Here is a 24,912-nt window from a genome sequence, read left to right as displayed (position 1 = left end):
AACAGTTGTTCACCTGCGGCCGCTCCACCGCAGCCCTGCCTCGTGAGGACCTCCTTGACCGTCCGTCCTGCTGCTCACCCGCGTCTGGTTCTGGCCGCACTCGCCTCCTGTGGCGTGCTGGTGTCGGTGATGCAGACGATCGTGGTGCCGTTGCTGCCCGAACTGCCCTCGCTCACCAACAGCCGCCCGGCCGACGTCAGTTGGCTGGTCACCATCACCCTGCTCACCGGCGCAGTGTTCACCCCGTTGCTCGGCCGGGCCGGGGACATGTACGGCAAGCGCCGGGTGCTGATTGTCGCGCTCGCGTCGATGGTGCTCGGCTCGTTGCTCTGCGCAATCAGTTCCCTGCTGCCGGTGCTGATCGCAGGCCGCGCCTTCCAGGGGGCCGCGGTCGCCGTCGTCCCGCTCGGCATCAGCATCCTGCGCGACGAGTTGCCGCCGGACCGGGTGATCCCGTCCATCGCGATCATGAGTTCCACCCTGGGCGTCGGCGCCGCGTTCGGCATCCCCGCCGCGACGCTGGTGGTGCAGTACGCGAACTGGCACACGATGTTCTGGATCTGCCTCGCGCTCGGCCTGCTCGACATCCTGCTGGTGCTGCTGATCGTGCCCGAGTCGAAGCTGCGCACCAGCGGGAGGTTCGACGTACCGGGTGCTCTCGGGCTGAGCGCCTTCCTGGTCTGTCTGCTGCTGGCGGTGTCCAAGGGGAGCGCCTGGGGCTGGGGGTCGGCGGCGACGCTCGGGTTGTTCGCCGGCGCGGTCGTGATCGTGGCGCTGTGGATCCTGTTCGAGCTGCGGACGTCGGCGCCGCTGGTGGATCTGCGGGTGTCGGCGCGACCGGCCGTGCTGTTCACCAACCTCGCCGCGCTGCTGATCGGGTTCGCCTTCTACGCGAACTCGCTGACCACCGCGCAACTCGTGCAGGAGCCGACCTCGACCGGATACGGGCTGGGCGCCTCGATCGTGGTCAGCGGGTTGTGCCTGCTGCCGGGCGGTATCGCGATGGTGCTGCTCTCGCCCGTCTCCGCGCGGATCTCCAAGGCTCGCGGGCCGCGCTTCACCCTCGCGATCGCGGCCGCCCTGATGGCCGCCGGGTATGTCGTGCGGCTGTTCACCAGTGAGAACCTGATCGCGATCGTGGCGGGTGCGACCGTGGTAGCGGCCGGAACCGCCGTGGCTTACTCGGCACTTCCGGCTCTGATCATGCATGCTGTGCCCGTGACCGAAACGGCCGCCGCGAACGGCCTCAACACCTTGATGCGCACGATCGGGCAGGCAGTCTGCAGCGCGATCGTGGCCACTGTCCTGGCCAACGTGGTCGCCACGCACGCGGGCCGCACGGCTCCGACGCTCGGCGCCTACCTGATCATCTTCGTGATAGCCGGCGCCGCCGCGCTGGTCGCGGTCGGTCTCACGCTGCTGATCCCAGCCCGCCGGGCCGTGCCGGCGCGCCACCCCGAACTGGCCGAGGCGGGCCGGGCCACGTGACCGACGTCGGCCGTACTGCGATCCTCCGGTCGGCGCGCAGAGCGTTCGCGCGACAGCCCTATGCGGCGGTGACCCTGCGGGGGATCGCCAAGGACGCAGGAGTCAGCGCGTCGCTGATCGTCAAGCATTTCGGCGGCAAGGAGTCCCTGTTCGACCAGGTCGCCGACTTCAGCGACGCGGCCGAACTGTTGCTGGCGGCCCCTGATGCGGAACTCGGCCGGCACGCGGTGGTGACGCTGATCCAGTGGCGCCGCGACAACGGCAGCGACCTGCTGCTCCGGGTGGTCTTCGCCATCGGTATCAGCGACGAACGGAAACTCCTCCGCGAGCGGTTCCACGACCAGGTCGTGCGGGCCTTCGCGGGCCGCCTCTCCGGCGACGACATCGCGCTGCGCGCCGACCTCATCGTCGCCCACCTCCTCGGCCTCGGCGCCGCCCTCGCCGTCGACAAGACCGGCCCGACCGCCTCCGCCGACCCCGCCCAGGTCGCCGACCTCTACGCTCCCGCCCTCCAGTCGCTGATCAGCTGAGCGCTCGGCCGCAGCGCGCCGTCGCTCCCACCCGGCACAGCGCCCGCCACTCCCACCCAAGTGCACGTCGTTGCCCAACTCGGACTGGCCGAGCGAGGCCGTTCCCACCCGGCCGAGCGGCCTGTTCCCATCGCGAGGCGCACGCCGTTCCCACCCGGCCGAGCGGCCTGTTCCCATCGCGCGGCGCACGCCGTTCCCACCCGGCCGAGCGGCCTGTTCCCATCGCGAGGCGCACGCCGTTCCCATTCGGCCGAGCGCGCCCCGTTCCCACCCTGCAGAGTGCGCCCCGTTCCCACCCTGCAGAGTGCGGGCCGTTCCCAACCTGCAGAGTGCGGGCGGCCCCACCCGCATCGGCGGGGTGGGTCGCGGGCTCCGCTGCGTGATGGTGCTAGTCGGGACGCGGTGCGTCAAGAGCGCCTTCGGCGTCCCTTCGGGATCGAGCAAGCTCGACTCTTGACCCACCCCATCCCGACCAGGGAAAGACGCAGCTACGCGGATCCCGCGCAGGGGTCTGAGCCGGGTCGGGGTGGTGTTTCCAGGGTCGGGCTTGTACCGAGCGACAGGCAGTACTGGGTCCCCCGCCTCGGTTCCAGGCGTGGGATGAATGCCAGGGCGGTGTGCCCGGCGACCACTGTCCTTCGGTGCACCACCGGACCCCGGGGACGGTTTCGTGCCGCCGGCAATGGTTGCGCGCTGATTCCGGTGATGGCGCTGGCGGTGGCCGGTTCGACCACCGACGGGTTCGTCGACCACCGACGGATTCCTTTGCCCGCTGGCTGGCTGTTCGCCAACTGGCGGCTTGTAAGGGGCCAGCGGCCGAACAGCCCGTCATCGGGCAAGCCCGGTGCGTGGCGTGGAGCCGCTGACGGTGGCGGGCGGTGCAGTGGTGGAGACCGGGGACAACCTTTTCGGGGTGTGGCGGACCGTATTTGGGGGGTGGTTGTGGGGACGGGAGACACGTTCTGGGCCGGGTGGCCGGTGGTGGTGTGGTTGTGGGGACCTCGGACAGGCTGTGGGGTCATGGGACAGGTCATGTCGTGTCCCAGGACCCCACAAGGTGTCCGAGGAGCCCACGGTGGCCGGGGGGCGGGACTTTGTGCGCCGGGTGGGTATCCCGAGCGCTGGGACTTGCTCGGGTGGTGCACAAAGTGCTGGTTTCGGGGGTCGCCGCCGCCGTTGGCGAGTCCGGTGCTCACCGGACTGGAGTCGACAGCGGCACTGCCCAGGTTGTCCCATATTATGGATCGCAAATCTCAGTAGGCGGGCAATCATTCGGCATGGCAGATCTCGATCAGTAGGATTGCGGTCCAGGTCGAGAGGCGCTGCGACGGGCCCGCTGGGTTCGCCACGCTCGGCCTGGGGGTTTGACTGCAAGGGCGCCTCCGGATCTTTTCTGGAGGTGGGCCGAGGTGAACGAACGTCAGACGGAGTTGCGCACCCTGCTGGACCAGCGGGTGGCGGTTCTGGACGGCGCCTGGGGCACGATGCTGCAGGGCGCGAAGCTGACTCCCGAGGACTACCGCGGTGATCGCTTCGCCGACCACACTCACGACGTCGCCGGCGACCCCGACCTGCTGAACCTGATGCGCCCGGACGTGATCCTGGACGTCCACCGGCAGTACCTGAACGCCGGCGCCGACATCACCACCACCAACACTTTCACCGCGACCAGCATCGGCCAGGCCGACTACGGGCTGCAGCCGCTCGTGCGGGAGATGAACCTCGAGGGCGCCCGGCTGGCCCGCCAGGCGGCCGACGAGGCCGGCGGCCGGTTCGTGGCCGGGTCGATCGGCCCGCTGAACGTCACCCTCTCGCTGTCCCCGCGCGTCGAGGACCCGGCGTACCGCGCGGTCTCGTTCGAGCAGGTCCGGGACGCGTACGCCGAGCAGATCTCCGCGCTGGCCGAGGGCGGGGTCGACCTGCTGCTGGTGGAGACGATCTTCGACACCCTGAACGCGAAGGCCGCGATCGCCGCCGCCCGCGAGGCGGCTCCCGACCTGCCGCTGTGGATCTCGGTGACGATCGTCGACCTGAGCGGCCGGACCCTGTCGGGTCAGACCGTCGAGGCGTTCTGGAGCTCGATCGAGCACGCCAAGCCGATGGTTGTCGGGGTGAACTGCTCGCTCGGGGCCGCGGAGATGCGCCCGCACGTCGCGGACCTGGCCCGCTTCGCCGACACGTACGTCGCGTCGCACCCGAACGCGGGACTGCCGAACGCGTTCGGCGGCTACGACGAGACCCCCGTGCAGACGGCCGAGATGCTCGCCGAGTTCGCGTCCTCGGGCCTGGTCAACATCGTCGGCGGCTGCTGCGGTACGACGCCCGCCCACATCGAGCGGATCGCCAAGTCGGTGCAGGGGATGGCGCCGCGTGAGGTCGCGCCGCCGAACACCGCCAGCCGGTTCAGCGGCCTCGAACCGTTCTCGATCGGCGCGGACACCGGGTTCGTGATGATCGGCGAGCGCACCAACGTGACCGGTTCGGCGCGGTTCCGCCGGCTGATCGAGTCCGACAACCACCAGGCCGCGGTGGACGTGGCGCTGGAGCAGGTCCGCGGCGGCGCGAACCTGCTCGACGTGAACATGGACGCCGACCTGCTCGACAGCGAGCAGGCGATGACCACCTTCCTGAACCTGGTCGCGACCGAGCCCGAGGTGGCCCGGATCCCGATCATGATCGACAGCTCGAAGTGGTCGGTGCTCGAGGCCGGGCTGAAGTGCGTGCAGGGCAAGGGCGTGGTCAACTCGATCAGCCTGAAGGAGGGCGAGGAGGAGTTCCTCGACCGGGCCCGGCGGATCCGCGACTACGGTGCCGGCGCGGTGGTGATGGCCTTCGACGAGCAGGGCCAGGCCGACACCGTCGAGCGCAAGGTGGCGATCTGCGGCCGCGCGTACGACCTGCTGACGCAGCAGATCGGCTTCCCGCCCGAGGACATCATCTTCGACCCGAACGTGCTCGCCGTCGCCACCGGGATGTCCGAGCACAACGGCTACGCCAAGAACTTCATCGAGGCGCTGCCGCTGATCAAGGAGCGCTGTCCGGGCGTCCACATCAGCGGCGGGATCTCGAACCTGTCGTTCTCGTTCCGCGGCAACGACGTGGTCCGCGAGGCGATGCACTCAGCGTTCCTGTACCACGCCGGCCAGGTCGGGCTGGACATGGGAATCGTCAACGCCGGCCAGCTCGCGGTCTACCAGGACATCCCGGCCGACCTGCTGGAACTCGTCGAGGACGTGATCTTCGACCGGCGCGACGACGCCACCGACCGGCTGGTCAGCTTCGCCGAGAACGTGAAGGGCAAGGGCACCCAGCGCGAGATCGACCTGACCTGGCGGGAGGGCTCGGTCGAGGAGCGGCTGTCGCACGCGCTCGTGCACGGCATCGTGGACTTCATCGAGGACGACACCGAGGAGGCCCGGCTGACCAGGGCCCGGCCGCTCGAGGTGATCGAGGGCCCGTTGATGGACGGGATGAAGATCGTCGGCGACCTGTTCGGCGCGGGCAAGATGTTCCTGCCCCAGGTGGTGAAGAGCGCCCGGGTGATGAAGCGCTCGGTCGCCTACCTCGAACCGTTCATGGAGGCCGAGAAGGAGCAGGCCCGGCTGGAGGGCCGCGAGGAAGCGGTCCGCGGTCAGGGCAAGGTCGTGCTCGCCACCGTCAAGGGGGACGTGCACGACATCGGCAAGAACATCGTCGGGGTGGTGCTCGGCTGCAACAACTACGAGGTGATCGACCTCGGCGTGATGGTGCCGGCGGCCCGGATCCTCGACACGGCGATCGCCGAGGGCGCCGACGTGGTCGGCCTGTCCGGGCTGATCACGCCGTCGCTGGACGAGATGGTCGCGGTGGCCGCCGAGATGGAGCGTCGCGGCCTCGACTTCCCGTTGCTGGTCGGCGGAGCGACCACCTCCAAGCAGCACACCGCGGTCCGGATCGCACCGGCGTACGGGAACACCACCGTGCATGTGCTGGACGCGTCCCGGGTGGTCGGCGTGGTGTCGGACCTGCTCGACGACGGCCGGGCCGAAGAGCTTGCCGTCAGCAACCGTGCGGCCCAGGAGATCCTCCGCGAGCAGCACGCCAACAAGCAGCGCAAGCCGGTGCTGCCGATCGAGCAGGCCCGGGCGAACCGCGAGCAGGTCGAGTACGGCGAGCTGCCGGTGCCGGCGTTCACCGGGCTGCGGGTCGAGGAGCCCGACCTGGAGACGCTGCGGGCGATGATCGACTGGCAGTTCCTGTTCCTGGCCTGGGAGTTGAAGGGCAAGTACCCGGCGATCCTGGAGCAGCCGGTCGCGCGCGAGCTCTTCGACGACGCGAACAAGCTGCTGGACCAGATCATCGCGGACGGCTCCTTCACCGCGAAGGGTGCGTACGGGTTCTGGAACGCGCACAGCGAGGGCGACGACATCATCCTCGACGACCTGGGCGTCTCCTTCCCGATGCTGCGGCAGCAGACCGAGAAGCCGGAGGGCCGGGACAACCGCTGCCTGGCCGACTACGTCGCACCGGCCGGGGACTACCTCGGCGGGTTCGGCGTCGCCATCCACGGCGCCGAGGAGCTGGCCGCGCGGTACGAGGCGGACAACGACGACTACCGGGCGATCATGGTGAAGGCGCTGGCGGACCGGCTGGCGGAGGCGTTCGCCGAGTGGATCCACCTGGAGGCCCGCAAGGCCTGGTTCGAGCCGGACGCCGATCCGGTGCTGGAGGATCTGCACGCCGAGCGGTTCCGGGGGATCCGGCCCGCGCTCGGGTACCCGGCGAGCCCGGACCACAGCGAGAAGAAGCAGTTGTTCGACCTGCTCGAGGCGGAGAAGCTCGGCCTCGGCCTGACCGAGTCGTACGCGATGACGCCGGCCGCCGCGGTCAGCGGGCTGATCTTCGCCAGCCCGGCCGCGCGGTACTTCAGCGTCGGTCGCGTCGGCAAGGACCAGATCGAGGACTACGCCGCCCGCCGCTGCATGCCGCTGGCCGAGATCGAACGCTGGCTCCGCCCGAACCTCGCCTACGATCCGGACTGAATGTCACACTCGCGGGTCGCTCGTCCTCTCAGGGTCTGGAACTGTTGAAAGGCAGGAAAGGACCGCAAGGATGAGTGACCTGACGCAGGACGCGGCGACGAGGACGTTCCTCGACCACCGCGAGCTGCTCTTCTCGATCGTCTATTCCATGCTCGGCAGCGTTGCCGACACCGAGGACGTGCTGCAGGAGACCTGGCTGGGCTGGTCGTCGCGGGAGGGCATCGAGAACCCCCGCGCGTACCTGGTCCGGATCGCGGTGAACGCCGCGCTGGCCCGGCGTACCAGCATCAACCGGCGCAAGGAGCAGTACTACGGGCCGTGGCTGCCCGAGCCGATCGTCGCGCCCGAGGATCCGGTGGAGCGGACCGAGACCGTGTCGACGGCGATGCTCGTCGTGCTGGAGACGCTGACGCCGTTGGAGCGGGCGGTGTTCGTCCTGCACGAGGTGTTCGGCTATCAGCACACAGAGATCGCCGGCATGCTCGACCGTACGCCGCAGGCGGTCCGGCAGCTTGCCCATCGGGCCCGGGAGCACGTGCAAGCCCGGCGGCCCCGGTTCACGGCCGATCCGACTGTGCAGCACGCTGTCACGGAGCGGTTCGTCGCGGCCATCGTCGGCGGCGACCTCAACGCCTTGATGGAGGTGCTCGCGCCGGACGTCACGCTGTGGGCAGACGGTGGCGGCAAGGCCCGCGCGGCCGGACTCCACCCGCTGCAGGGCCGGGACAAGATCGCCCGGTTGATCATCGGCGACGCGACCCGCCGGCCGGTCCCCTCGCTCGGCGTCCAGTACCGGACCGTCGGCGGTGACCCGTGCGCTCTGCTGTTCGCCGGCGACACCACCCCGTACGCCGTGATCGTTCTCGATCTCGACGGGGGCGTGGTCGCCGGCATCTACGCGGTCACCAACCCCGACAAGCTGTCGCACCTCGTGGAGGTGGACCGATGAGCGCCGGGTACATCGCGATCACCGCGGTGACGGCTGCCATCAACGCGTTCTCGGGCATCGCCGCCCTGTTGCACTGGAAGGCGATCCTGCCGGGCATGCAGAAGGCCGCGGTCCCCGAGTCCTGGTTGACCTTCCCGATCGGCACGCTCAAGACGGCCGGAGCGGTCGGCCTGGTTGCCGGTCTGGCCGGGCTGCAGGTGATCGGAGCGGCGGCCGCGATCGGCCTGGTGCTGTTCTTCGTCTGTGCGCTCTACACCCACGTTCGCGCTCAGGACTACTCGGCACAGTTCGGTCTGGCGATCTTCTTCCTGGCCATGGCCGTTGCCTCCACGGTGGTTACAGTGACGGGATGACCGTCTCGCTGCGCGCTGCCACCGCTGCCGACGCCGATGCCGTTGCCTCCATCTGGTACGCCGGGTGGGGCGACGGGCACTTCGGGAACGTGCCGGAGGAACTCGTTGCCATCCGCACCAAGGAGTCGTTCTGGGAGCGGGTGCCGCCGCGCATCCCCGACACCACGGTCGCGGTGGTGGGTGACGAGGTCGCCGGGTTCGTGATGGTGGTGGCCGACGAGCTCGAGCAGGTGTACGTGTCCGGCGAGCATCGCGGTTCCGGGGTGGCCGGGACGTTGATCGCCGAGGCCGAGCGGCAGGTCAAGGCCAACGGGTACGACGAAGCCTGGCTGGCCGTGGCCACCGGTAACGCCCGGGCCAGGCGGTTCTACGAGCGCAGCGGCTGGGCCGACGGCGGCGAGTTCGACTATCCGGCGACCACCGAGGCCGGGCCGATCCCCGTGCCCTGCCACCGGTACGTCAAGAAGGTCTGACCACCTGAAGTCGCCTGGTCGCCGGCACGATCAGCAGCAGGGACGCGCAGACCAGGCCGAGTCCGCAGGCGAAGATCATCAGCGGGCGCTCACCGGTCACCGAGGCGAGTGGTCCGGCGACCGAACGACCAAGCGCCATCGTGACGAGCGACCCCGCGACGTCGTACGCGTAGACCCGGTTGAGTAGATCGGCGGGGACCTGGGTCTGCACGGTGGTGGACCAGATCACCGACCAGAAGGCGATCCCGCTGCCGGCGATCGCCCAGCCGATGACCAGGACGACGAGGTTCGGGCTGAGGGCGGGGACCAGCGGGTAGATCGCGAACAGCGCCCAGCCGATCGAACCTGCGGCCAGCGGCCGGGTCGGACGGATCCGGATGGCGAGCGTTCCGCCGACCGCTCCACCCGCACCGAAGGCGGCCAGGCCGATCCCCAACGCGGCCGAGTCGAGGTTGGTGACGATGAGCTCCGCGCCGATCGGCAGCGAGACGCCGACGACGAAACACCCGTACAGCAAGAAGATCGTGATCACGCTGAACAACCAGGTGCGGGACCGGAACTCGCGCCAGCCCTCGGTCAGCTGGGTCAGGAACGACGCCCCGGCCGCGGCTCTGATCGTCTCCAGCCGCAGCGCGAGCAGGCAGAGCGCGCTGATCGCGTAGGTGGCCGAGTAGATCGCGAAGACGACGCTCGGTCCGGACACGCTGACCAGCACGCCGGCCGCCGCCGGGCCGAGCACACCCGCCATCGACTCGGCGATCCGGAGTACTCCGTTGGCGCGCTGCACGTCGTCCGCGACCTGCGGGACCATGCTCGCCACACCGGGCTGGAACATCGCGGTGGCGACACCGCTGAGGAACTGCAGCACCACGATCGTGACCAGCGAGGGAGCGCCGAGCGCGAAGAGCACGGCCATCCCGGCCTGCAGGACGAACCGCGCGAGGTCGGCGAGCACCATCATCCGGCGAGCGGTGAACCGATCCGCCAGTACGCCACCGACCAGCATGCACAGGGCCACCGCGGCCAGCCAGGACCCGAGCGCGTAGCCGACGCCGCTAGCGCCGTACCCGGCCTGGAGCACGCCGACCGACAACGCCACCGGCAGCATCGCGTCACCCAGCAACGAGGTGGTGCGCGCCCCGAAGTACAGGCGGAAGTTCGGCGACCACAGCGTCCGCGCCGGTATGACGACGGTCGGCAGGTCGGTGGCGCAGCTCATTCCGTCGGCTCCTCGGGGACTCATCAGTGACGGCTGATGAGTCAGAAGATATCATCGACGGATGATGCAAGGTCAAGGTGTTCCAGCGCCGCTGATGCTCGAGGTCGGCCGGGCGCTGAGTTGCGAGGTCAGGCTGTCGCTGCTGATGGCGCTGGCCGACGGCGAGGCCACGGTGAGCCAGTTGGTGGACCACACCGGAACCACCCAGCCGAACGTCTCCAACCACCTCGCCGTACTGCGGTCCGTCGGGCTCGTCGCCAGTCAGCGCGACGGCCGGACGGTGCACTACGAACTGGCCTCGCCGGAGGTGGGCGACCTGGTCAAGGCCCTGGTCGCGGTCGCCGCGGAGCCGTCAGACCGGCGCTGACGACGCTCTCCGGAGGATTTCCCTGGACTTGGGTGCGGGGGGAGGAGCGGTCGGCAAGGACGGGGTTAGTTTGCTTTTGCAAGCTTTCGTCCTTGGAAGAGGGTCATCATGTTCAACCGTTCCTGGCGCCGGCCGTCGCGCCGGCTGCTCCTCACCGGTGTCGCCACCCTGGCCGTCGCCTCCGTCGCCGGCGGCGTCGCGTACTCCGCCGGGGTCGCCTCCCAGCAGCCGGCGATCCAGACGTCGACGCCGCGGTCCGAGAAGCAGGTCACCAACATCGACGTCCTGCGCCAGCAGCTCCGCAACTACTACGGCGACCCGCTGGGCACTGGCACCTTCGGCGCGACCAGCAACTACGCCAAGGAGGCGACCTCGGTGGCCGCGTCCGGCAAGCGCTGGCTGACCAGTCGTCACCACACCCGCGGCACCAAGGCGATCCTGCTGGACGTCGACGACACCTCGCTGGCCACCTGGAACTACGAGATCTTCAGCAACTGGGCATTCAACCCGACGACGAACGGCACCTTCGTCACCGAGCAGCGGTTCCCTGCGGTCCCGGGCATGGTCGACCTGGTGAAGACGGCCGAGCGCGAGGGGTACGCGATCTTCTTCCTGACCGGCCGCGGCGCCGCCCAGGAGCAGGCGACGCTCGGCAACCTCACCGCGGACGGCGTCGGCGTCGACGCGGGCTTCCCGAAGCCGACCGGGCTGCGCAACGGCGAGGACGGCCTGTTCACCAAGCCGGCCGTCGCCGACTACCCGGCCTACCTGCAGAAGGCGTGCGCCAACGACCCGAACGGGTCCTGCACCACGATCCACTACAAGTCCGCGACGCGCGCCCACATCGAGTCACTCGGCTACGACATCGTGGCCAACTTCGGCGACCAGTTCAGCGACCTGAAGGGCGGCTTCGCCGACCGCACCTTCAAGCTCCCGAACCCGAACTACTACTTGCCGTAAGCAACAATTCCTGGGCCGGTCCGGCGCTCTGCGCCGGGCCGGCCCGCTGCTACGCCCGACCGGCCAGGAGACCCCGGAGATGGATCTCGAGGACCTCCTGGAGATCGGCGGCGAACTCCATCCGCAGCGCCGCCAGCTCGGGATCCTGGTCGTAGACGGCGAGGATGGCCGGCGCTGGATTGGCGTGGGTCCAGATCGCTCCGGTCAGCATGCTGGCGGCGGCGATGAACCGCTCGGCGCCGGCCTCGCCCAGCTCGGGCAGGGTGCCGAGCAGGACCCGGACCAGATCACGAAAGTCGGCGACCGCGGCGCGCTTGAACCGCAGCGCCACGTCGGTCGAGATGTTGTGCTCCAGCACGGACGCCTGTGCGCTCACCAGCGCGCAGAACATCGGCCTGGACGCCAAGGTCGCCACCACAGTCCCCGCCAGCCGATCCACCCGCTCATCGATCGACTCACCAGCCACCGAGTCGCCCGCAGCCGGCACTGCCAGCGCGTCCTCGAGTTGCCGGGTCCAGTCGCGCATCTGTGTGTCGAGGAGTTCCAGCAGGACGGCCTCGCGCGACTCGAAGTAGTTCAGCACGTTCGACTTCGCCAACCCCACGCGCCGGCTCAGCTCGTTCAGGCTCAGCTCCGCGACCGGCATCTCGGCCAGCATCGCGGCCGCGGTCTCGAGGATCGCCTCGCGCCGGACGGCCCGCTGCTCCTCGCTGCGAGCGCGCTGGAAACTCGTCATCGTCACAGTCTACAGACCGATGGTCTGTTGCCATCAGACCGGCGGTCTGATAACTTCCCTTCATAACAGACCGCCAGTCTTTTACTGAAGGAGCCCCCATGTACGTCGTCCCGGACCAGACCGGCAAGTACGCCGTCGTCACCGGCGCCAACAGCGGCACCGGCAAGGAGACCGTCCGGCGACTGGCCGGCGCCGGGGCCCGCGTGGTGATGGCCGTTCGCACCCTCGCCAAGGGCGAAGCGGCCCGCGCCGAGATCCTCGCGCAGTACCCGAACGCCCAGCTCGAAGTACGGCGGATCGATCTCGCGGACCTTGCCTCCGTGCGGGAGTTCGCGGACGGGCTGATCGCGGACGGCACACCGATCGACCTGCTGGTGAACAACGCAGGCGTGATGGCGCCGCCGACCCGGATGGCCACGACCGACGGCTTCGAGCTGCAGTTCGGCAGCAACTTCCTCGGCCCGTTCGCGCTGACGCTGCAGCTGCTCCCGTTGCTGCTGGCCGCGCCGGCTCCGCGGGTCGCCAGCATGAGCAGCGGTACGGCGAACTTCGGGCGGATCCATTTCGACGATCTCCAGTGGGAGCGGAGCTACCGGTCGACCACGTCGTACGCGCAGTCCAAGCTGGCGGACCTGATGTTCGCGCACGAGTTGGCTGCGGTGGCGGCCGAGCGCGGGTGGAACCTGATGAGCACGGCGGCGCACCCGGGCTACACCAGGACCAACCTGCAGACCGCCGGAGCGAGTCTCGGTCGCGACAAGCTGCCGTGGTGGCACTCCTTCGTGGACCGGTTCAACCCGCTGCCGTCCCAGGGCGTCGAGCAGGGCGCCGAGCCGCTGCTGTTCGCGGCGACCAGCCCAGAGGCCAAGGCCGGCGCGTACTACGGACCGGGTCAGCGCCTCGGTCTCGTCGGTCCCACAAAGCTGGCCAAGGCCCCGCGGCGATCGCTCGACGCGGAGACCAACGCGCGACTCTGGTCGGTGGCTGAGAAGCTCACCGGAGTATCGCTCTCGACGGTGGTCCGCTGACGGCGGTGCAGGCTTATCCTGCCGAGATGGACGAATGGTCGAGCGGTGAGATCTACGAGTCGTACGTCGGCCGCTGGAGTCGCCTGGTCGCGAAGGAGTTCGTGGTCTGGCTCGACCAGCCCGAGGGCCTGACCTGGCTCGACGTCGGGTGCGGGACCGGTGCCCTGACCAGCACGATCCTCAGTACTGCGGCCCCGGCGGCGGTGCTCGGCGTGGATCGCTCGGCCGGGTTCGTCGACTACGCGCGCAAGACCGTGCAGGACGAGCGAGCCCGCTTCGAGGTCCGCCCGGCCGAGGAACTGACGGACGAGTCGTTCGACGTGGTCGTGTCGGGGTTGGTGCTCAACTTCCTGCCGGATCGGCTCGAGGCGCTGCGCAAGTTGCGGTCCATCGGGAAGACCGTCGCGGTCTACGTCTGGGACTACGCGGACGGCATGCAGTTGATGAAGTACTTCTGGGACGTCGTCGGTGACCTGCGGCCGGCGGATCGCGAGCAGGACGAGGGACTCAGGTTCCCCTTCTGCAGCGCGGAGGGACTGGAGGGCCTGTTCACCGAAGCCGGGTTCGCGGACGTCACCACCCGGGCGATCGACGTACCGACGGTCTTTGCCTCGTTCGACGACTACTGGAAGCCTTTCCTCGGTGGCCAAGGCGTCGCCCCGGCCTACCTGCGCACGCTCGACGAATCTGCGCAGGCTGCCGTTCGGGACGTTCTCCGGGACAGGTTGCCGACCGAGGCGGACGGCTCGATCGACCTGACCGCGCGAGCGTGGGCGGCCCGGGCAGTCAGCTGATCCAGTCGGAACGGAGCAGGCCGAAGAGCAGGTCGTCGGTCCACTCGCCCTTGAACCACGTGTTGGCGAGCCGCAGACCTTCCTGACGGAAGCCGAGCCTGGTCAGCAGTCGAGCCGAGGACTCGTTGCGCGCGTCGCACTCCGCGGACACCCGGTGCAGGTTCCGTTCGCGGAAGAGGTGGTCGAGGAGTCCCCGCACCGCCTCCGTGGCGTAGCCCTTGCCTTGGTACGCGGGCGCGAGGGTGTAGCCGAGGTCTGCCTGCCCCAGGTTGTCGTGCAGCTTGAGGCCGATGTCCCCGATCAGTACTCCGCCGAGGTCGATCGCGTACTGGAACCACCCGGCCTGCGTGGGATCACCTTCCGCGTACCGTGCGACCGTCGTACGGGCTGTCTCCAGGCTGACGGGTGTGTCCCACGACTGGTAGCGCGCAACCTCCGGCACCGAGCGGTACGCCGCGAACGCGTCCGCGTCACCGAGCTGGAAGCGGCGCAGCGTGAGCCGGTCCGTCGAGATCATCCACCCAGTATCGGCTGACGGCCGGTCGTGGATGTCAAGAACAGCAGGTCTGTCTCGTACTTCTGGTGAGGGTCGCGGTGAGCGGCCGAAGCGGAGGTGGGCGATGAGGTATCTGCTGATCCTGCAGGTCAACACGGCTGTGCTGGCGCGCCTCACGGAGGAGCAGCGCAAGGCGGTGCACGCCGGGCATCAGGAGTTCCAGCGGGTGGCGTCGGAGGCGGGGGAGATGATCAGCACGCAGGCGCTCGCCGATCCCTCGACGAGCACGATACTGCGCAGCCGCGGGGGCGTACCGGCGGTGTCGAACGGGCCGTTCCGGGCGGCGGACGAGTTCATGGGCGGCTACTACCTGATCGACGTGGACAGCAAGGAGCGGGCGATCGAGCTCGCCGACCTGCTGCCCGACACCAGGATCGACGGACTCGCGGTGGAGATCCGCGCGGTGATGTACTCCGCCGGCGCCGACTTCTGAAGGCCTGGTGCAGCACCGCGCAAGTTCGTGGAGGGGTGTTAGGGCTGATCAGGCGGCTTTGGGCGGGGTGCCGTCGTAGGTCCAGCTATACGGCTTCGCAGTGGTGTTGTGGTTGATCACGTACGTCTCCAGCTTGTCGAGGAGGTCGTCCGGCCTATCAGGCGCTCGCGCACCACCGCATCCAGTTCCACGACGACCGCCGCACCCATCCCCGGCGCTCCCCTGCACCCGCCCTGGCGAAAGAGACGATCATGGCGTGTCGGGTCGGGAACCTGCAGGATCGAGGACGTATCCACATGATCAAATTGTGTGCCCGGCGAAACGGGCGGTGCGGCTAATAGCACGACCCTTTGAGGCGGAGGACGCTCAGCAGTGGACGACGAGGCACTGACCGGGGGCATGGCCAACGCGGGCGCGGTCCTGCGCCGCGGCGCGGTGGTGGAGCGCCCGGCACCACCCAATGCCCGAGCGATCCACGCTCATCTCAAAGCGCTGGCGGACCACGGGTTCGACGCCGCCCCCACCCCGGTACGGATCTCTCCCAGGGGACGTGAGGAACTCACCTTCGTCCCTGGCGATGTCGCCCTGCCGCCCTATCCGGCGTGGGCACTGACGGAGACCGCCCTGTGCTCCGTGGGGGCTTTGCTGCGGCGTCTGCATGAGGCGTCCGCAGACGTCCCCCTCGACCTCTCCGCCGGCTGGGCCTGGGATCTGGCCGATCCGCAGGGCGGCACGCTGCTGTGCCACAACGACGTCTGCGTGGAGAACGTGATCTTCCGCGACGGCCGTGCCGCTGCCGTGATCGACTTCGACCTGGCAGCCCCGGGCCGACCGGTGTGGGATGTGGCGATGGCGGCCCGCTACTGGGTGCCGATGCTGGACCCCGAATCGGCGGCCGTGTCGGGGCGCGACCAGCTCGACACCATGAAGCGACTGCGCGTCCTCGCCGACGGCTACGGCCTGGCGCCGCAGGACCGGGTTGACCTGCCGGATGTCATCGAGCAGGCCACCGAGGTGGCCCGCTCCTTCGTCGCTGCCCGCGTGGCCAGCGGTGACACGGCCTTCACGCTGGCGTTGGCCGAGCACGGCGGCTGGGAGCGATGGGATCGCATCCAGGCATGGATGGCAGCCCATCGGGACGCATTCGCCAGTGCTCTTCTGGCCTGAACGGCCGCCCAGCCAGCCCGATGCACCACCTACCGCGCTCATCCGCCAACTGCCGGACCTACTTCATCAACACCCCTCCACGAACTTGCGCGGTGCTGCACTAGATCAAACCGTGGCGGCTAGACGAGGCCAAGTGATGCGGCCGTCGACGCAGCCTGGCGGCGAGTGGGGACGCCGAGCTTGAGCAGGATCGCCGAGACGTGGTGATCCACCGTGCGGACGGACAGCACGAGCTCCGCGGCGATCTCGTTGTTGCTCCGCCCGGCAGCCAGCAGGCGCAGTACGTCGATCTGCCGAGCGGTGAGGCCGGCCGGGTTGCTCCGGGTGGCGGCGGCGGGTCGCCGGGGGAGACGCTTAACGCCGAGCTTGGCGAGCTCCGCGCGGGCCAGGCTCGCGGCGGGTCTGGCGCCGAGCTCGTCGAGTGCCCAGATCGCCTGGGTGGTTGCCTCGACGTCACCTGAGCCGGCCTTGAAAAGGGCTTGCTCGTAAGGGTCCTCGGTTAGCGCGACCGCACGTTCCCAGTCACCGCGCATCGCGGCGGCGTAGACCTCGGCGCATCCCTCGAACGGCTCGATCTCAAGCCCGGCTCGCCAGAGGTAGTAGTAGAACTCGCCCACGATGAAGCCCAGGCCGACCGGAATCGGCTGCTCGGTGGCCGTCTTGTGGAGCTGTTCGGCGACGTCCCGGCGGCCGCTCAGCCAGGTCCACTCCGCGCCGCCCACGCCGGTGTAAAGCACCCCGATCAGGGATTCCTGCGCCCAGGCGCGCTTCCAGGAGGCGGCGAGCATGTCCTCGGCCTCGGCCGATTCGTCCTGACGCAGCATCAGCCTGGCGAGGACGGGCCTGCTGTAGACCGCGAACATGCCCGGGTCGCCGGTCGACGCCACCAGCCGGCGCAACCTCGTCTCGGCGGCATCCCACCGGCCGAGGCGCAGGTCAAGTTGGGCTTGGTGGACCTCGAGGTCGTACGAGTGCGACCAGATGCCGTGCTCGTGGGTGAACTCGAGACCCGCGTCGAGGCAGTCGGCCAGCTCCGCGAACCGGCCCTCCCGATAGAGCACCGCGGCCAGACTCGTGTATCCGCGAGCGGCCGACTCGTGGTCCCCGGAAGCGAGCGCCGACTCCAGGCTCTCGTGGATCAGCCGCAGGCCTTCGGGGTTCCCCACGTACGAATAGGTGACGCCGAGGTAGTTGAGGCAGAGCGCGGCCAGATCCGTGCGTCCCACCTCGAGCGCGAGTTGCCGGGCCCGTTGCAGCTCCTCGATCGCGTGCCCTTGCCGGGCCTGCGTGACCGTCATTCCCCGGTACGCCGAGATGGAGGCGAGCACATCCTTGGAGTCCGCCGACTCGGCGAGACGGCCGGCCCGCTCGATCCCGGTGATCGCGTGCTTCGTGTCGCCGGAGAGGTACTGGCTGCGCGACACCCGGAGCAGGGTTTCGGCGAGGGCAGCGGGTTCACCGGCCCGCTCGCGGAGCTTGATCGCCTCTTCGCCGACCTGGACCGCATCGGACAGCCGGTGCGCGATGTGGAGTTCCCAGGCGTAGTCGTCGAGGAAGGCTGCCCGTTCGTCCGGCGGCAGCCGGTCGGCGTACGGCGTGACGGCCTCGAAGGTGGCGACCGCCTCCTGGTGGGACCCGGCGGCGGAGGACGCTCTGGCAGCTTGAGGTGCGTACGCGACCAGCGTGTCCACGTCGCGTGCTTGGGCGGCGTGATGGATCAACCTCGACAGGTCTGGTGGTTCTTCTTGCAGGAGGGCACTGACGACGGTGGCGTTGAGCGACCGGCGGCGGATTTCGGGCAACTGCTGCTCGGTGGCGCGGCGCGCGATCTCGTGGCGGAAGCCGACGCCGCCACTCTCCAACACCAGTACGCCGCGCTGCTCGGCCTCGGCCAATTGCTCGAAGTCCTTGCCCAGCAGGCGTTCTGCGAAGTCGAGCTGCAGTTGCGACGGGATCACCGACAGCTGCTCGACCAGTGGAAGGCAGTGATCGCTCAGGCTGCCGACGCGGGCGAGTACGGCGTCCACCACGGTGACGGGGATTTCTCCGGACGGCCCGGCGAGTGTCTCGGTCAGGTAGAACGGATTGCCCTTCGTCAGCGAGTGCAGCTCTTCCGCGTTGTGGGTGGACCCGGCCGCGAGGGCGGCCACCGCTGTGAGTGAGAGCGGCGAGAGCTCGATGCGGATGATCCGGTCGCCGCGCAGCTCTCCCAGGAGTGCCCGCAGGGACGCCCGGGAGTCGACCGCGTCCGGGCGGTAGGTGAGCACGAGCAGCACGCGATCCGGTCGAGCCGGCGGACCAGGTACCGCAGTACGTCGATGGTGACGTCGTCGGCCCAGTGGACGTCCTCGATCACCAGCAACTGCAACTGCGATCCGGTCAGCTCGGCCGTGACCGCTTCGAAGACGGCATCCATCGCTCCACTTGCCAAGGCCTCAGCGGCAGCACTACCCGATCCGCGGAACGCCTCGCGGATCGGGGCGAGCGCCGGTGGTGCCAGCAGGTCGTCGCAGGCTCCGGCGAAAGTCCGGACACCCGGCGGGAGCTGGTCGAGCAGGGCGCGGACCACGCTCGTCTTGCCGATCCCGGCCTCGCCGGTGATCAGCGCGACCGAGCTCTCGTCCTGCCCTGCGGCAGCGAGGAGTTGCGCGATCGCCTGATCACGCTCCAGCAATCCCAGCTCCGGCCGCATCGAACCCCCACGGGTCAGCGTATCCAGGCTGCCACCGGACGTCCTTCGATTTCACCGTGGGTGCGGAGGCGGCCCAGCTAGAGCCGGAGGGTCGCCCCGGCGTCAGGAGTCCCTCGTGCCACGTCTCGTAGTACGCGAATCAACCGGTCCTGCTAAGCGGTGACCTCCTTGGCGCTGTATCGCAGGTAGACCACGCCGTTGGCGAAGCGCCGCTCGTCCAGCAGTTCGAGGTCGACGCGGACGCCGGCCGGGAAGAACGGGTTGCCGCCACCGACGATCGCCGGTCCGACGAAGACCTGGTACTCGTCGACCAGGCCGGCTTTGATCGCCTCCGCCGCCAGGTGCGGGCCGTCGACGGTGAGGTCCCCGTCGGACCCGGCCTTCAGCTTGCGCACCGCGTCCGGGTCGAAGGTTCGCTCGATCCGGGTCCGCTCGCTGGCGACCTCGTTCAGCGTGGTGGAGTAGACGATCTTGTCGGCGGCCTGCCAGACCCGCGCATACTCCACGATGAAGGGCGGCGACCCGGGCTCCTTGTGCGCCGTTTCCCAGTAGACCATCGTCTCGTACATCCGCCGGCCGTACAGGTAGGTGCCGACCGATCGGAACTGCTCGTTGACGAACTCGTGCACCTCCTGATCCGGAGCAACCCAGCCGAAGTTGCCGTCGGAGTCGCTGACGAAGCCGTCGAGCGACGTGATCATCGAGTAGATGAGCTTGCCCATCGGTCACACCACCTTGAACCAGAGGCTGGTGGCCAGGGGCACCTGGCCGACGGAGAGGCGTTCCAATTTGGTGTTGCGGCCGCCCGGGTGGTCGAAGAGAGGGACACCGTCGCCGAGGAGGACGGGGGCGATGAGGGTCAGGACCTCGTCGAGTTGGCCGGCCTCCAGGCACTGTTTGCCCATGCTCGCGCCCATGACGTTGACGTACTTGTCGCCGGCGGCTTCCTTGGCCTGCGCCAGGGCAGTGCCGAAGTCGTCGACGAACGTCGTGTTCGGTGGAGCGGTGGCGGGGATGTCGTGGGTGACGACGAACTGCGGGCCCTCCCAGCCGCCGCCGAAGGCCTTGCCCTCGCCCTCGTCGCCCTTGTGCGGATCGTCCCCGTCGTACGTCCGGCGCCCGACGAGCAGGGCGCCGATCCGCTCGATCAGCTCGTCGATCTCCGGGTTGGGGCCGAGGTACTCCGTCATCCATGACATGTCCCCGCCGGGTCCGGCGATGAAGCCGTCCAGCGACATCGTCACCGAGTACAAGACCTTCGCCATGATGTGTGTCTCCTCCGAGTTTCCGGTTGTGTCTCAGTAGAGACGAGCCGGCCCGGAAAAACTCATCGCAACACGGTCAGTCGGCGATCGCCACGCGGTCACCGATCGCTGCCGCCCAGCCCGGGGATCAGGTGACCTGTGCACCGGGCCTACGCAGAGCGGTGCTGGGGTAGCCTCCGGTAGATCAAGATTTTCGGATCCGGGTAGTTCTGATTCAGGGGGTCGGGCGATGGGCGAGGGGGGCGACGTCCGATCGCGCACGCCTGAGGTCGACACCAACCGGCCCAGCGGGGCCCGCGTCTACGACCTGTTCCTCGGCGGGAAGAACAGCTTCGAGGTCGACCGGCAGTTGTATCGGCAGATCCTGACGATCGCTCCCGAGACGCCCGAGCTCGCCCAGGAGAACCGTCGCTGGCTCGCCAAGGTCGTCGACCTGATGGCGCGCGACCGGGGGATCGACCAGTTCCTCGACCTCGGCTCCGGCCTGCCGACCTCGGAGAACACCCATGAGGTCGCGCAGAAGGCCGCTCCGGACGTGACCGTGGTGTACGTCGACGACGACCCCACGGTGATCTCGCACGGCCAGGCTCTGCTCGCCGACGAGTGGCAGCGGATCTACTTCGCGGCCGCGGATCTCACCGATCCGGCTGCCGTCCTCGCGGATCGGACCGTGACCGGCGCGCTCGACCTGAACCGGCCCGTCGGCCTGCTCCAGTGCCTGGTGCTGCACTGCATCGCGGATCTCGCGCAGGCTCGCGAAGTCGTGGCCGGCTATGTCGACGCGCTCCCGGCCGGCTCCTACCTGGCGGTGACGCACGCGACCAACCCGCGCGACGGCAGCCGCCTCGCCGAGTTCGCGACCTCGGTGGAGGACAAGGTCCGCACGGCCTTTCCCTCGATGACGTTCCGTACCGCGGACGAGATCGCCTCGCTCTTCACCGGCCTCGAACTCGTCGGCCCGGGGCTCGCCGCCGTCGGCGACTGGTGGCCGGTAAACGGCAGCCGCCTCACCACCCCGAGCGGAGCCAGCCGCCTCCTGCTCGGAGGACTCGCCCGCAAGCCCTGACGGCCAACGCCGCGGCCTCAACAGCCAGGGCCGCGGCTTCAAAGCCAGGGCCGAGGCGAAACCCGGTGACAGGTCACCGGTGGTTCGCCGATGATGGGGTGCATGTCTGCTGGAACGGCTGCTGCCGCTCACTGATCCGCGGGATCCCCGTGTGATCCCTGTGATCACCACCGGCCACCTCGCGTGGTGCCGGTGCCCGACCCGGCCCGCGCGGCCGGGGTCCTCAGCGTGCAGCCACGTTTCCCCAGGGAGCAGCCATCCCCATGCATTCGCGTCCTCTCGAGATCGCCTGTGACGAGTCCGGATTCACCGGCACCAACCTGCTCGATCCCACCTCGCCCGTCATCACCCATGCCGGCGTCCACCTCGACCGCCCGGCCGCGGCGGAGTACGTCGCGCTGGTCCGGGCGAGATTCCGCCACACCAGCACGGAGTACAAGGCGACCCAGATGCTCCGGCAGCGTCCGGTGCTGGAGTGGTTGCTCGGCTCGCTGCGCGGCATCGGCCACGTGCACCTGACCGACAAGCCGTTCTTCATCACCTGCCGCATCGTCGACTTCCTGCTCGGCGATCCCACGTACGCCGCGGGCACCAGCCTGGCGACAGAACTCCGCCCCGCGGCCGTGACTCTGTACCGCGACGGCCCGGCGGTCTTCGGCCGGCTGAGGTGGCGCGCCTTCCTGGCCACCTTCGTCAAGGTGATGCGGACCAAACGCCGCCAAGTGATCAACGCAGCCGCCGTCGACGAGTTCTACGCCATCCTCGGGGACCTTCGTTCCACACTCCCAAGCCGACAGGAATCCGACAGCCTGCAAGGGATTCTCGACCGCCTGAGCAGGTCCCGGCCGAAGCTCGAAGAGGTGCTCACCCTCCTCCTCGACGACCGTTCGTCGGTGCCACCCGCCCTCGAACCCCTGCTCCCAGCGCTACTCGAGACCGCCCTGCACTGGAGCACCGCACTGAACTGGAACGAGGGCGTCTGTTCCGTCGCCATCGTCCACGACGAGCAGAGCGCCCTGACCCGGCATCGCGTCGCTCAGGTTCAGGCGATCCTCGCAGAGGTCTCCTCCGGCCCGCCACCGCTCCTGAGCGTCACGATGACCGACTCCCGCACAGACCCTCGGGTCCAGCTCGCGGACCTCCTCGCCGGAGCCGCCCGCCACATCGCTGTCGCCGAACTTCACTCCCGCTCGGACCCGGCCCTCACCGAGCTCCTCCGGCCCTACCTCTCCCACAACTCCCTCTGGCCCGACGCCCCGAGCTGGCAGCGCCTGACCGGTGGACCGGAAATCCGATCCGTGACGAGCCGTTGACGAACAGTCAGTGACCCACTGAGACCACGGGCCCCACAAGAGCTGTGGGGGCCCGTGGCACTGCTCCGTCCGGCTCACCAGGTGCCGGTCACGTCGACGGTGGTTCCCGCGATGACGATCGGGCCGCGCCGGGAGCGCAGGACGGCCTCACTCGAAGATGAGGTGAACGCCCGGTGCAGGCGTCCATGGGGGCGTGCGTCGAGCACCGTCAGGGCGGCACCCGCGGACTCGCTCGCCAGCGCGAAAGGAGAGACGCGGCGGAAGCGCACCTCGGGGAAGGCGTCCTGGCACATGCGCAGGGCCTCCTTGAGAACAGGTCTGGCCGGTTTGGCCAGCACCGTGACTCCGACGCCGCGACGCAGGGCGGCACGGAAGGCCACTCCCAATGCCGGCCTCGGGTCCCCGGTCTCGCCCAGGCAGGCGACCACCCGTCCCGCCGAGGGCCCGCGCGCTTCGTGGCCGAGCAGGTCGACTATCGCCACCGGGCCCGCCGCCCGGCGAGCCACCCGTAGGCCGGGCGGTTCGGAGCACGGGTTGGTCCAGTGCGCGCGGGAGCGGCGGCCGAGGACGATCAGGGAGTCCCACCGGCCCTCCCGGAGCACCGCGTCGGCGGGGGAGCCGCCTTGGAGGTGGGTGCTGACCCGCAGCGTCGGCGCGATGCGGCGAGCGCGCCTCGCGGCCTCCTCGACGATCAGCCCGGCGGCCAGTTCGGCTTGCGGGTCCCGGTGCACCATCATGAGCCCGCCGAACGCGTCGATCGGGAAGGCCGACCAGGTGTAGGCGTGCACGATCCGGAGGACGCTGCCGCGGGCGGCCGCCTCGGCGGCGGCCCATTCCAGCGCCCCCCAGCCCTTCGGGTGGCCGTCCACTGCGACGAGGACCGAACCCGAGTCCTCGCGCAGTGGCAGGCCGATCGTCTTCCGCCGGCCCGGCGTGGGGGCCGCCCGGACCGGCGGCCTCACCTCGTCTGCTTGCAGCCGGCGGAAGAACTTCATCAGTGGCTCCGTTCTGTGTGACCAGGTGGCGTCAGCGCGCGGCGATGTGTTGCTGGAGCGCGTGCAGTGCGGAGACGTAGATCTCCGAGAAGGTCGGGAACGGCTGGATGGTGTCCACCAGCACGTCGAGCGGGAGCCGGGCCCGGATCGCCAGCGTGGCCTGCTGCAGCCATTCGCCCGCTTCCGGGCCGAGGGCATAGGCGCCGGTGAGCCGGTCACCGTCGCTCAGCAGCGTGAGGAAGCCGTTCGACTCCGCGTAGGCACGCGTGTATGTCGCCGTCTTGGCGACCTCCGCCACCGGGACGGTCGAGCTGAACACGTCCTCGCCGACGCCCACCGAAGCCGCCGCCGGATCGGTGAACGTGACCCGCGGGACCGCCTCGTAGTTGGTCTGCCGCGATCCGCCCAGCAGGTGATCGGCGACCACATCGCCCTGGTACTTGCCGACGTGGGTGGTCGGCCAGATCCCGGTGACGTCGCCGATCGCGAAGAGCCTCTCGCCCGCGCGCAGGTGTTCGTCGACCGGGATCCCGCGCGGTTCGGGCTCGATGCCGACCGTCTCGAGGCCGATCCCGTTCACCCGCGGCTGCCGGCCGGTGGCGACCAGCAGGCGATCCCCGCGCAACTCCGTGCCGTCGTCGAACTCCACCACATACTCCGAGCCGTCGCGCCGCGCGGCGATCGCCTGTGCTCCGAGGGCGATTTCCACCCCCTCGCGGCGGAGCACCTCCGCGATGGCTTCACCCAGCGGCGCGGGTTCCCTGGAGAGCAGGTGTTGTCCCCGGTTGGCGAGCGCGACCTCGCCGCCGAGGCGGAGTACGGCCTGGGCCATCTCGACGCCGACCGGGCCGCCGCCGAGGATGACCAGGCGACGCGGGATCGCCGTCATCGCGGTCACCTCGCGGTTGGTCCAGATCCCGTCGAGGTCGCTGAGCCCGGGGATCGGCGGAATGACCGGGTCCGCGCCGGTCGCGACGACGACGTTCGCCGTGGTGTGCCGGACACCGTTGACCTCGACCGCCCCGCGACCGGCGAGCCGGCCGCTGCCGCGGATCAGGGCGATGCCGGCCTTCGCGAGCCAGCGCTCCTGACCCACGTCGGTGTGGTCGGACACCATGAAGTCGCGCCAGGCCAGAGCTTTCGCGACGTCCACCTCGGCGACACCCTCGGCGTCGCGAGCCGCGTGGACCGCCTCGCCCGCCCGCAACAACGTCTTGGACGGGATGCACGCCCAGTACGAACACTCGCCGCCGACCAACTCCCGCTCGACCAGCGCGACCCGCAGCCCGCCCTCGGCCAGCGCGCCGGCGCAGTGCTCGCCGGGTGCCCCGCCGCCCATCACGATGACGTCGTAGTCGTAGTCGTTGTTCGTCTCCACGGTCGGACCTCTCTGGCGTGGTCGCGGCAGCACTCCGGCGGTACCGCCACGATCACCGTCGCCCGACTGGCCGTCCGTTCGCGCCCGGGAGATGCCCTGGCCATGCCCTGGTATCCCTGGGGGCCGGCG

Annotated in this window: 23 protein-coding genes and 1 riboswitch; of the genes, 14 read left to right on the top strand and 9 right to left on the bottom strand. The window is 69.5% G+C overall.

Going from position 1 to position 24,912, the window contains the following annotated elements; translation table 11 throughout:
* Positions 1–42 precede the first annotated feature (42 nt).
* The 6 genes from EV648_RS36215 (at position 43) to EV648_RS36190 (ending at position 8,814) form a co-directional block, all read left to right on the top strand.
* Positions 43–1,488, top strand: coding sequence for an MFS transporter (locus tag EV648_RS36215; protein ID WP_241995940.1), 1,446 nt, complete (start codon positions 43–45; stop codon positions 1,486–1,488).
* Complete coding sequence (locus tag EV648_RS36210) at positions 1,485–2,018, top strand: TetR/AcrR family transcriptional regulator (RefSeq protein WP_132299923.1); 534 nt, start codon at positions 1,485–1,487, stop codon at positions 2,016–2,018. Before EV648_RS36215 ends, EV648_RS36210 begins: the two co-directional genes overlap by 4 nt.
* A gap of 1,308 nt (positions 2,019–3,326) precedes the next feature.
* Positions 3,327–3,407: riboswitch (S-adenosyl-L-homocysteine riboswitch) on the top strand.
* A gap of 20 nt (positions 3,408–3,427) precedes the next feature.
* The gene (metH, locus tag EV648_RS36205) at positions 3,428–7,039 is read left to right on the top strand and encodes a methionine synthase (protein WP_132299921.1); all 3,612 of its coding nucleotides are present in this window, start codon (positions 3,428–3,430) and stop codon (positions 7,037–7,039) included.
* 70 nt (positions 7,040–7,109) lie between these two features.
* Complete coding sequence (sigJ, locus tag EV648_RS36200) at positions 7,110–7,988, top strand: RNA polymerase sigma factor SigJ (RefSeq protein ID WP_132299919.1); 879 nt, start codon at positions 7,110–7,112, stop codon at positions 7,986–7,988.
* Positions 7,985–8,341, top strand: a complete 357-nt coding sequence (locus EV648_RS36195; protein ID WP_132299917.1) for a DoxX family protein — start codon at positions 7,985–7,987, stop codon at positions 8,339–8,341. Before sigJ ends, EV648_RS36195 begins: the two co-directional genes overlap by 4 nt.
* Complete coding sequence (locus EV648_RS36190) at positions 8,338–8,814, top strand: N-acetyltransferase (RefSeq protein WP_132299915.1); 477 nt, start codon at positions 8,338–8,340, stop codon at positions 8,812–8,814. Before EV648_RS36195 ends, EV648_RS36190 begins: the two co-directional genes overlap by 4 nt.
* On the opposite strand, the gene EV648_RS36185 is transcribed toward EV648_RS36190, so the two are convergent.
* Complete coding sequence (locus tag EV648_RS36185; RefSeq protein ID WP_132299913.1) at positions 8,801–10,033, bottom strand: MFS transporter; 1,233 nt, start codon at positions 10,031–10,033, stop codon at positions 8,801–8,803. The two genes, EV648_RS36190 and EV648_RS36185, sit on opposite strands and share 14 nt — an antisense overlap.
* 61 nt (positions 10,034–10,094) lie before the next feature.
* Here EV648_RS36185 and EV648_RS36180 point away from each other — a divergent pair, with 61 nt between their 5' ends.
* Positions 10,095–10,400, top strand: a complete 306-nt coding sequence (locus EV648_RS36180; protein WP_199235022.1) for a helix-turn-helix transcriptional regulator — start codon at positions 10,095–10,097, stop codon at positions 10,398–10,400.
* Between the two features lie 108 nt (positions 10,401–10,508).
* The gene (locus EV648_RS36175) at positions 10,509–11,360 is read left to right on the top strand and encodes an HAD family acid phosphatase (protein WP_132299911.1); all 852 of its coding nucleotides are present in this window, start codon (positions 10,509–10,511) and stop codon (positions 11,358–11,360) included.
* Between the two features lie 49 nt (positions 11,361–11,409).
* Here EV648_RS36175 and EV648_RS36170 read toward each other — a convergent pair whose 3' ends face one another.
* Complete coding sequence (locus EV648_RS36170; RefSeq protein WP_132299909.1) at positions 11,410–12,096, bottom strand: TetR/AcrR family transcriptional regulator; 687 nt, start codon at positions 12,094–12,096, stop codon at positions 11,410–11,412.
* Between the two features lie 98 nt (positions 12,097–12,194).
* On the opposite strand from EV648_RS36170, the gene EV648_RS36165 reads away from it, so the two are divergent.
* Entirely contained in the window at positions 12,195–13,124 is a 930-nt protein-coding gene (locus EV648_RS36165) for an SDR family oxidoreductase (protein WP_132299907.1), read from the top strand.
* A gap of 26 nt (positions 13,125–13,150) precedes the next feature.
* Positions 13,151–13,918, top strand: coding sequence for a class I SAM-dependent methyltransferase (locus EV648_RS36160; RefSeq protein WP_132299905.1), 768 nt, complete (start codon positions 13,151–13,153; stop codon positions 13,916–13,918).
* On the opposite strand, the gene EV648_RS36155 is transcribed toward EV648_RS36160, so the two are convergent.
* Entirely contained in the window at positions 13,911–14,435 is a 525-nt protein-coding gene (locus EV648_RS36155) for a GNAT family N-acetyltransferase (RefSeq protein ID WP_132299903.1), read from the bottom strand. The two genes, EV648_RS36160 and EV648_RS36155, sit on opposite strands and share 8 nt — an antisense overlap.
* A gap of 103 nt (positions 14,436–14,538) precedes the next feature.
* On the opposite strand from EV648_RS36155, the gene EV648_RS36150 reads away from it, so the two are divergent.
* Positions 14,539–14,907 (top strand): YciI family protein, encoded by a 369-nt coding sequence (locus EV648_RS36150; RefSeq protein WP_132299901.1) that lies wholly within the window; start codon positions 14,539–14,541, stop codon positions 14,905–14,907.
* Between the two features lie 372 nt (positions 14,908–15,279).
* Positions 15,280–16,074, top strand: coding sequence for an aminoglycoside phosphotransferase family protein (locus tag EV648_RS36145; protein ID WP_199235021.1), 795 nt, complete (start codon positions 15,280–15,282; stop codon positions 16,072–16,074).
* 119 nt (positions 16,075–16,193) lie between these two features.
* Here EV648_RS36145 and EV648_RS36140 read toward each other — a convergent pair whose 3' ends face one another.
* The 4 genes from EV648_RS36140 to EV648_RS36125 all read right to left on the bottom strand — a co-directional run bounded on the left by EV648_RS36140 (position 16,194) and on the right by EV648_RS36125 (position 20,031).
* Positions 16,194–18,224: a LuxR C-terminal-related transcriptional regulator gene (locus EV648_RS36140; RefSeq protein WP_158294169.1), complete on the bottom strand. Its 2,031-nt coding sequence runs from the start codon at positions 18,222–18,224 to the stop codon at positions 16,194–16,196.
* Positions 18,170–18,766, bottom strand: a complete 597-nt coding sequence (locus EV648_RS36135) for an AAA family ATPase (protein WP_132299897.1) — start codon at positions 18,764–18,766, stop codon at positions 18,170–18,172. The genes EV648_RS36140 and EV648_RS36135 overlap by 55 nt, the downstream gene beginning before the upstream one ends.
* Before the next feature lie 152 nt (positions 18,767–18,918).
* On the bottom strand, positions 18,919–19,488 hold the full coding sequence (locus tag EV648_RS36130; protein WP_132299895.1) for a dihydrofolate reductase family protein: 570 nt from the start codon (positions 19,486–19,488) through the stop codon (positions 18,919–18,921).
* Between the two features lie 3 nt (positions 19,489–19,491).
* Entirely contained in the window at positions 19,492–20,031 is a 540-nt protein-coding gene (locus tag EV648_RS36125) for a dihydrofolate reductase family protein (RefSeq protein ID WP_132299893.1), read from the bottom strand.
* 229 nt (positions 20,032–20,260) lie between these two features.
* Here EV648_RS36125 and EV648_RS36120 point away from each other — a divergent pair, with 229 nt between their 5' ends.
* On the top strand, positions 20,261–21,097 hold the full coding sequence (locus EV648_RS36120; RefSeq protein WP_132299891.1) for an SAM-dependent methyltransferase: 837 nt from the start codon (positions 20,261–20,263) through the stop codon (positions 21,095–21,097).
* A gap of 263 nt (positions 21,098–21,360) precedes the next feature.
* Positions 21,361–22,410 carry a DUF3800 domain-containing protein gene (locus tag EV648_RS36115; protein WP_132299889.1) on the top strand — a complete coding sequence of 350 codons (1,050 nt, stop codon included), beginning with the start codon at positions 21,361–21,363 and terminating at the stop codon, positions 22,408–22,410.
* Between the two features lie 74 nt (positions 22,411–22,484).
* Here the strand turns inward: EV648_RS36115 and EV648_RS36110 are convergent, their stop codons facing one another.
* Positions 22,485–23,405 carry a universal stress protein gene (locus tag EV648_RS36110; protein WP_132299887.1) on the bottom strand — a complete coding sequence of 307 codons (921 nt, stop codon included), beginning with the start codon at positions 23,403–23,405 and terminating at the stop codon, positions 22,485–22,487.
* A 31-nt stretch (positions 23,406–23,436) separates the two neighbouring features.
* The gene (locus EV648_RS36105; protein ID WP_199235020.1) at positions 23,437–24,783 is read right to left on the bottom strand and encodes an NAD(P)/FAD-dependent oxidoreductase; all 1,347 of its coding nucleotides are present in this window, start codon (positions 24,781–24,783) and stop codon (positions 23,437–23,439) included.
* Between the last annotated feature and the right edge of the window lie 129 nt (positions 24,784–24,912).

This window comes from Kribbella sp. VKM Ac-2568 (assembly GCF_004345365.1).
GTDB classification, from domain to species: domain Bacteria; phylum Actinomycetota; class Actinomycetes; order Propionibacteriales; family Kribbellaceae; genus Kribbella; species Kribbella orskensis.
This window is presented reverse-complemented; position numbering and strand designations above follow the sequence as displayed.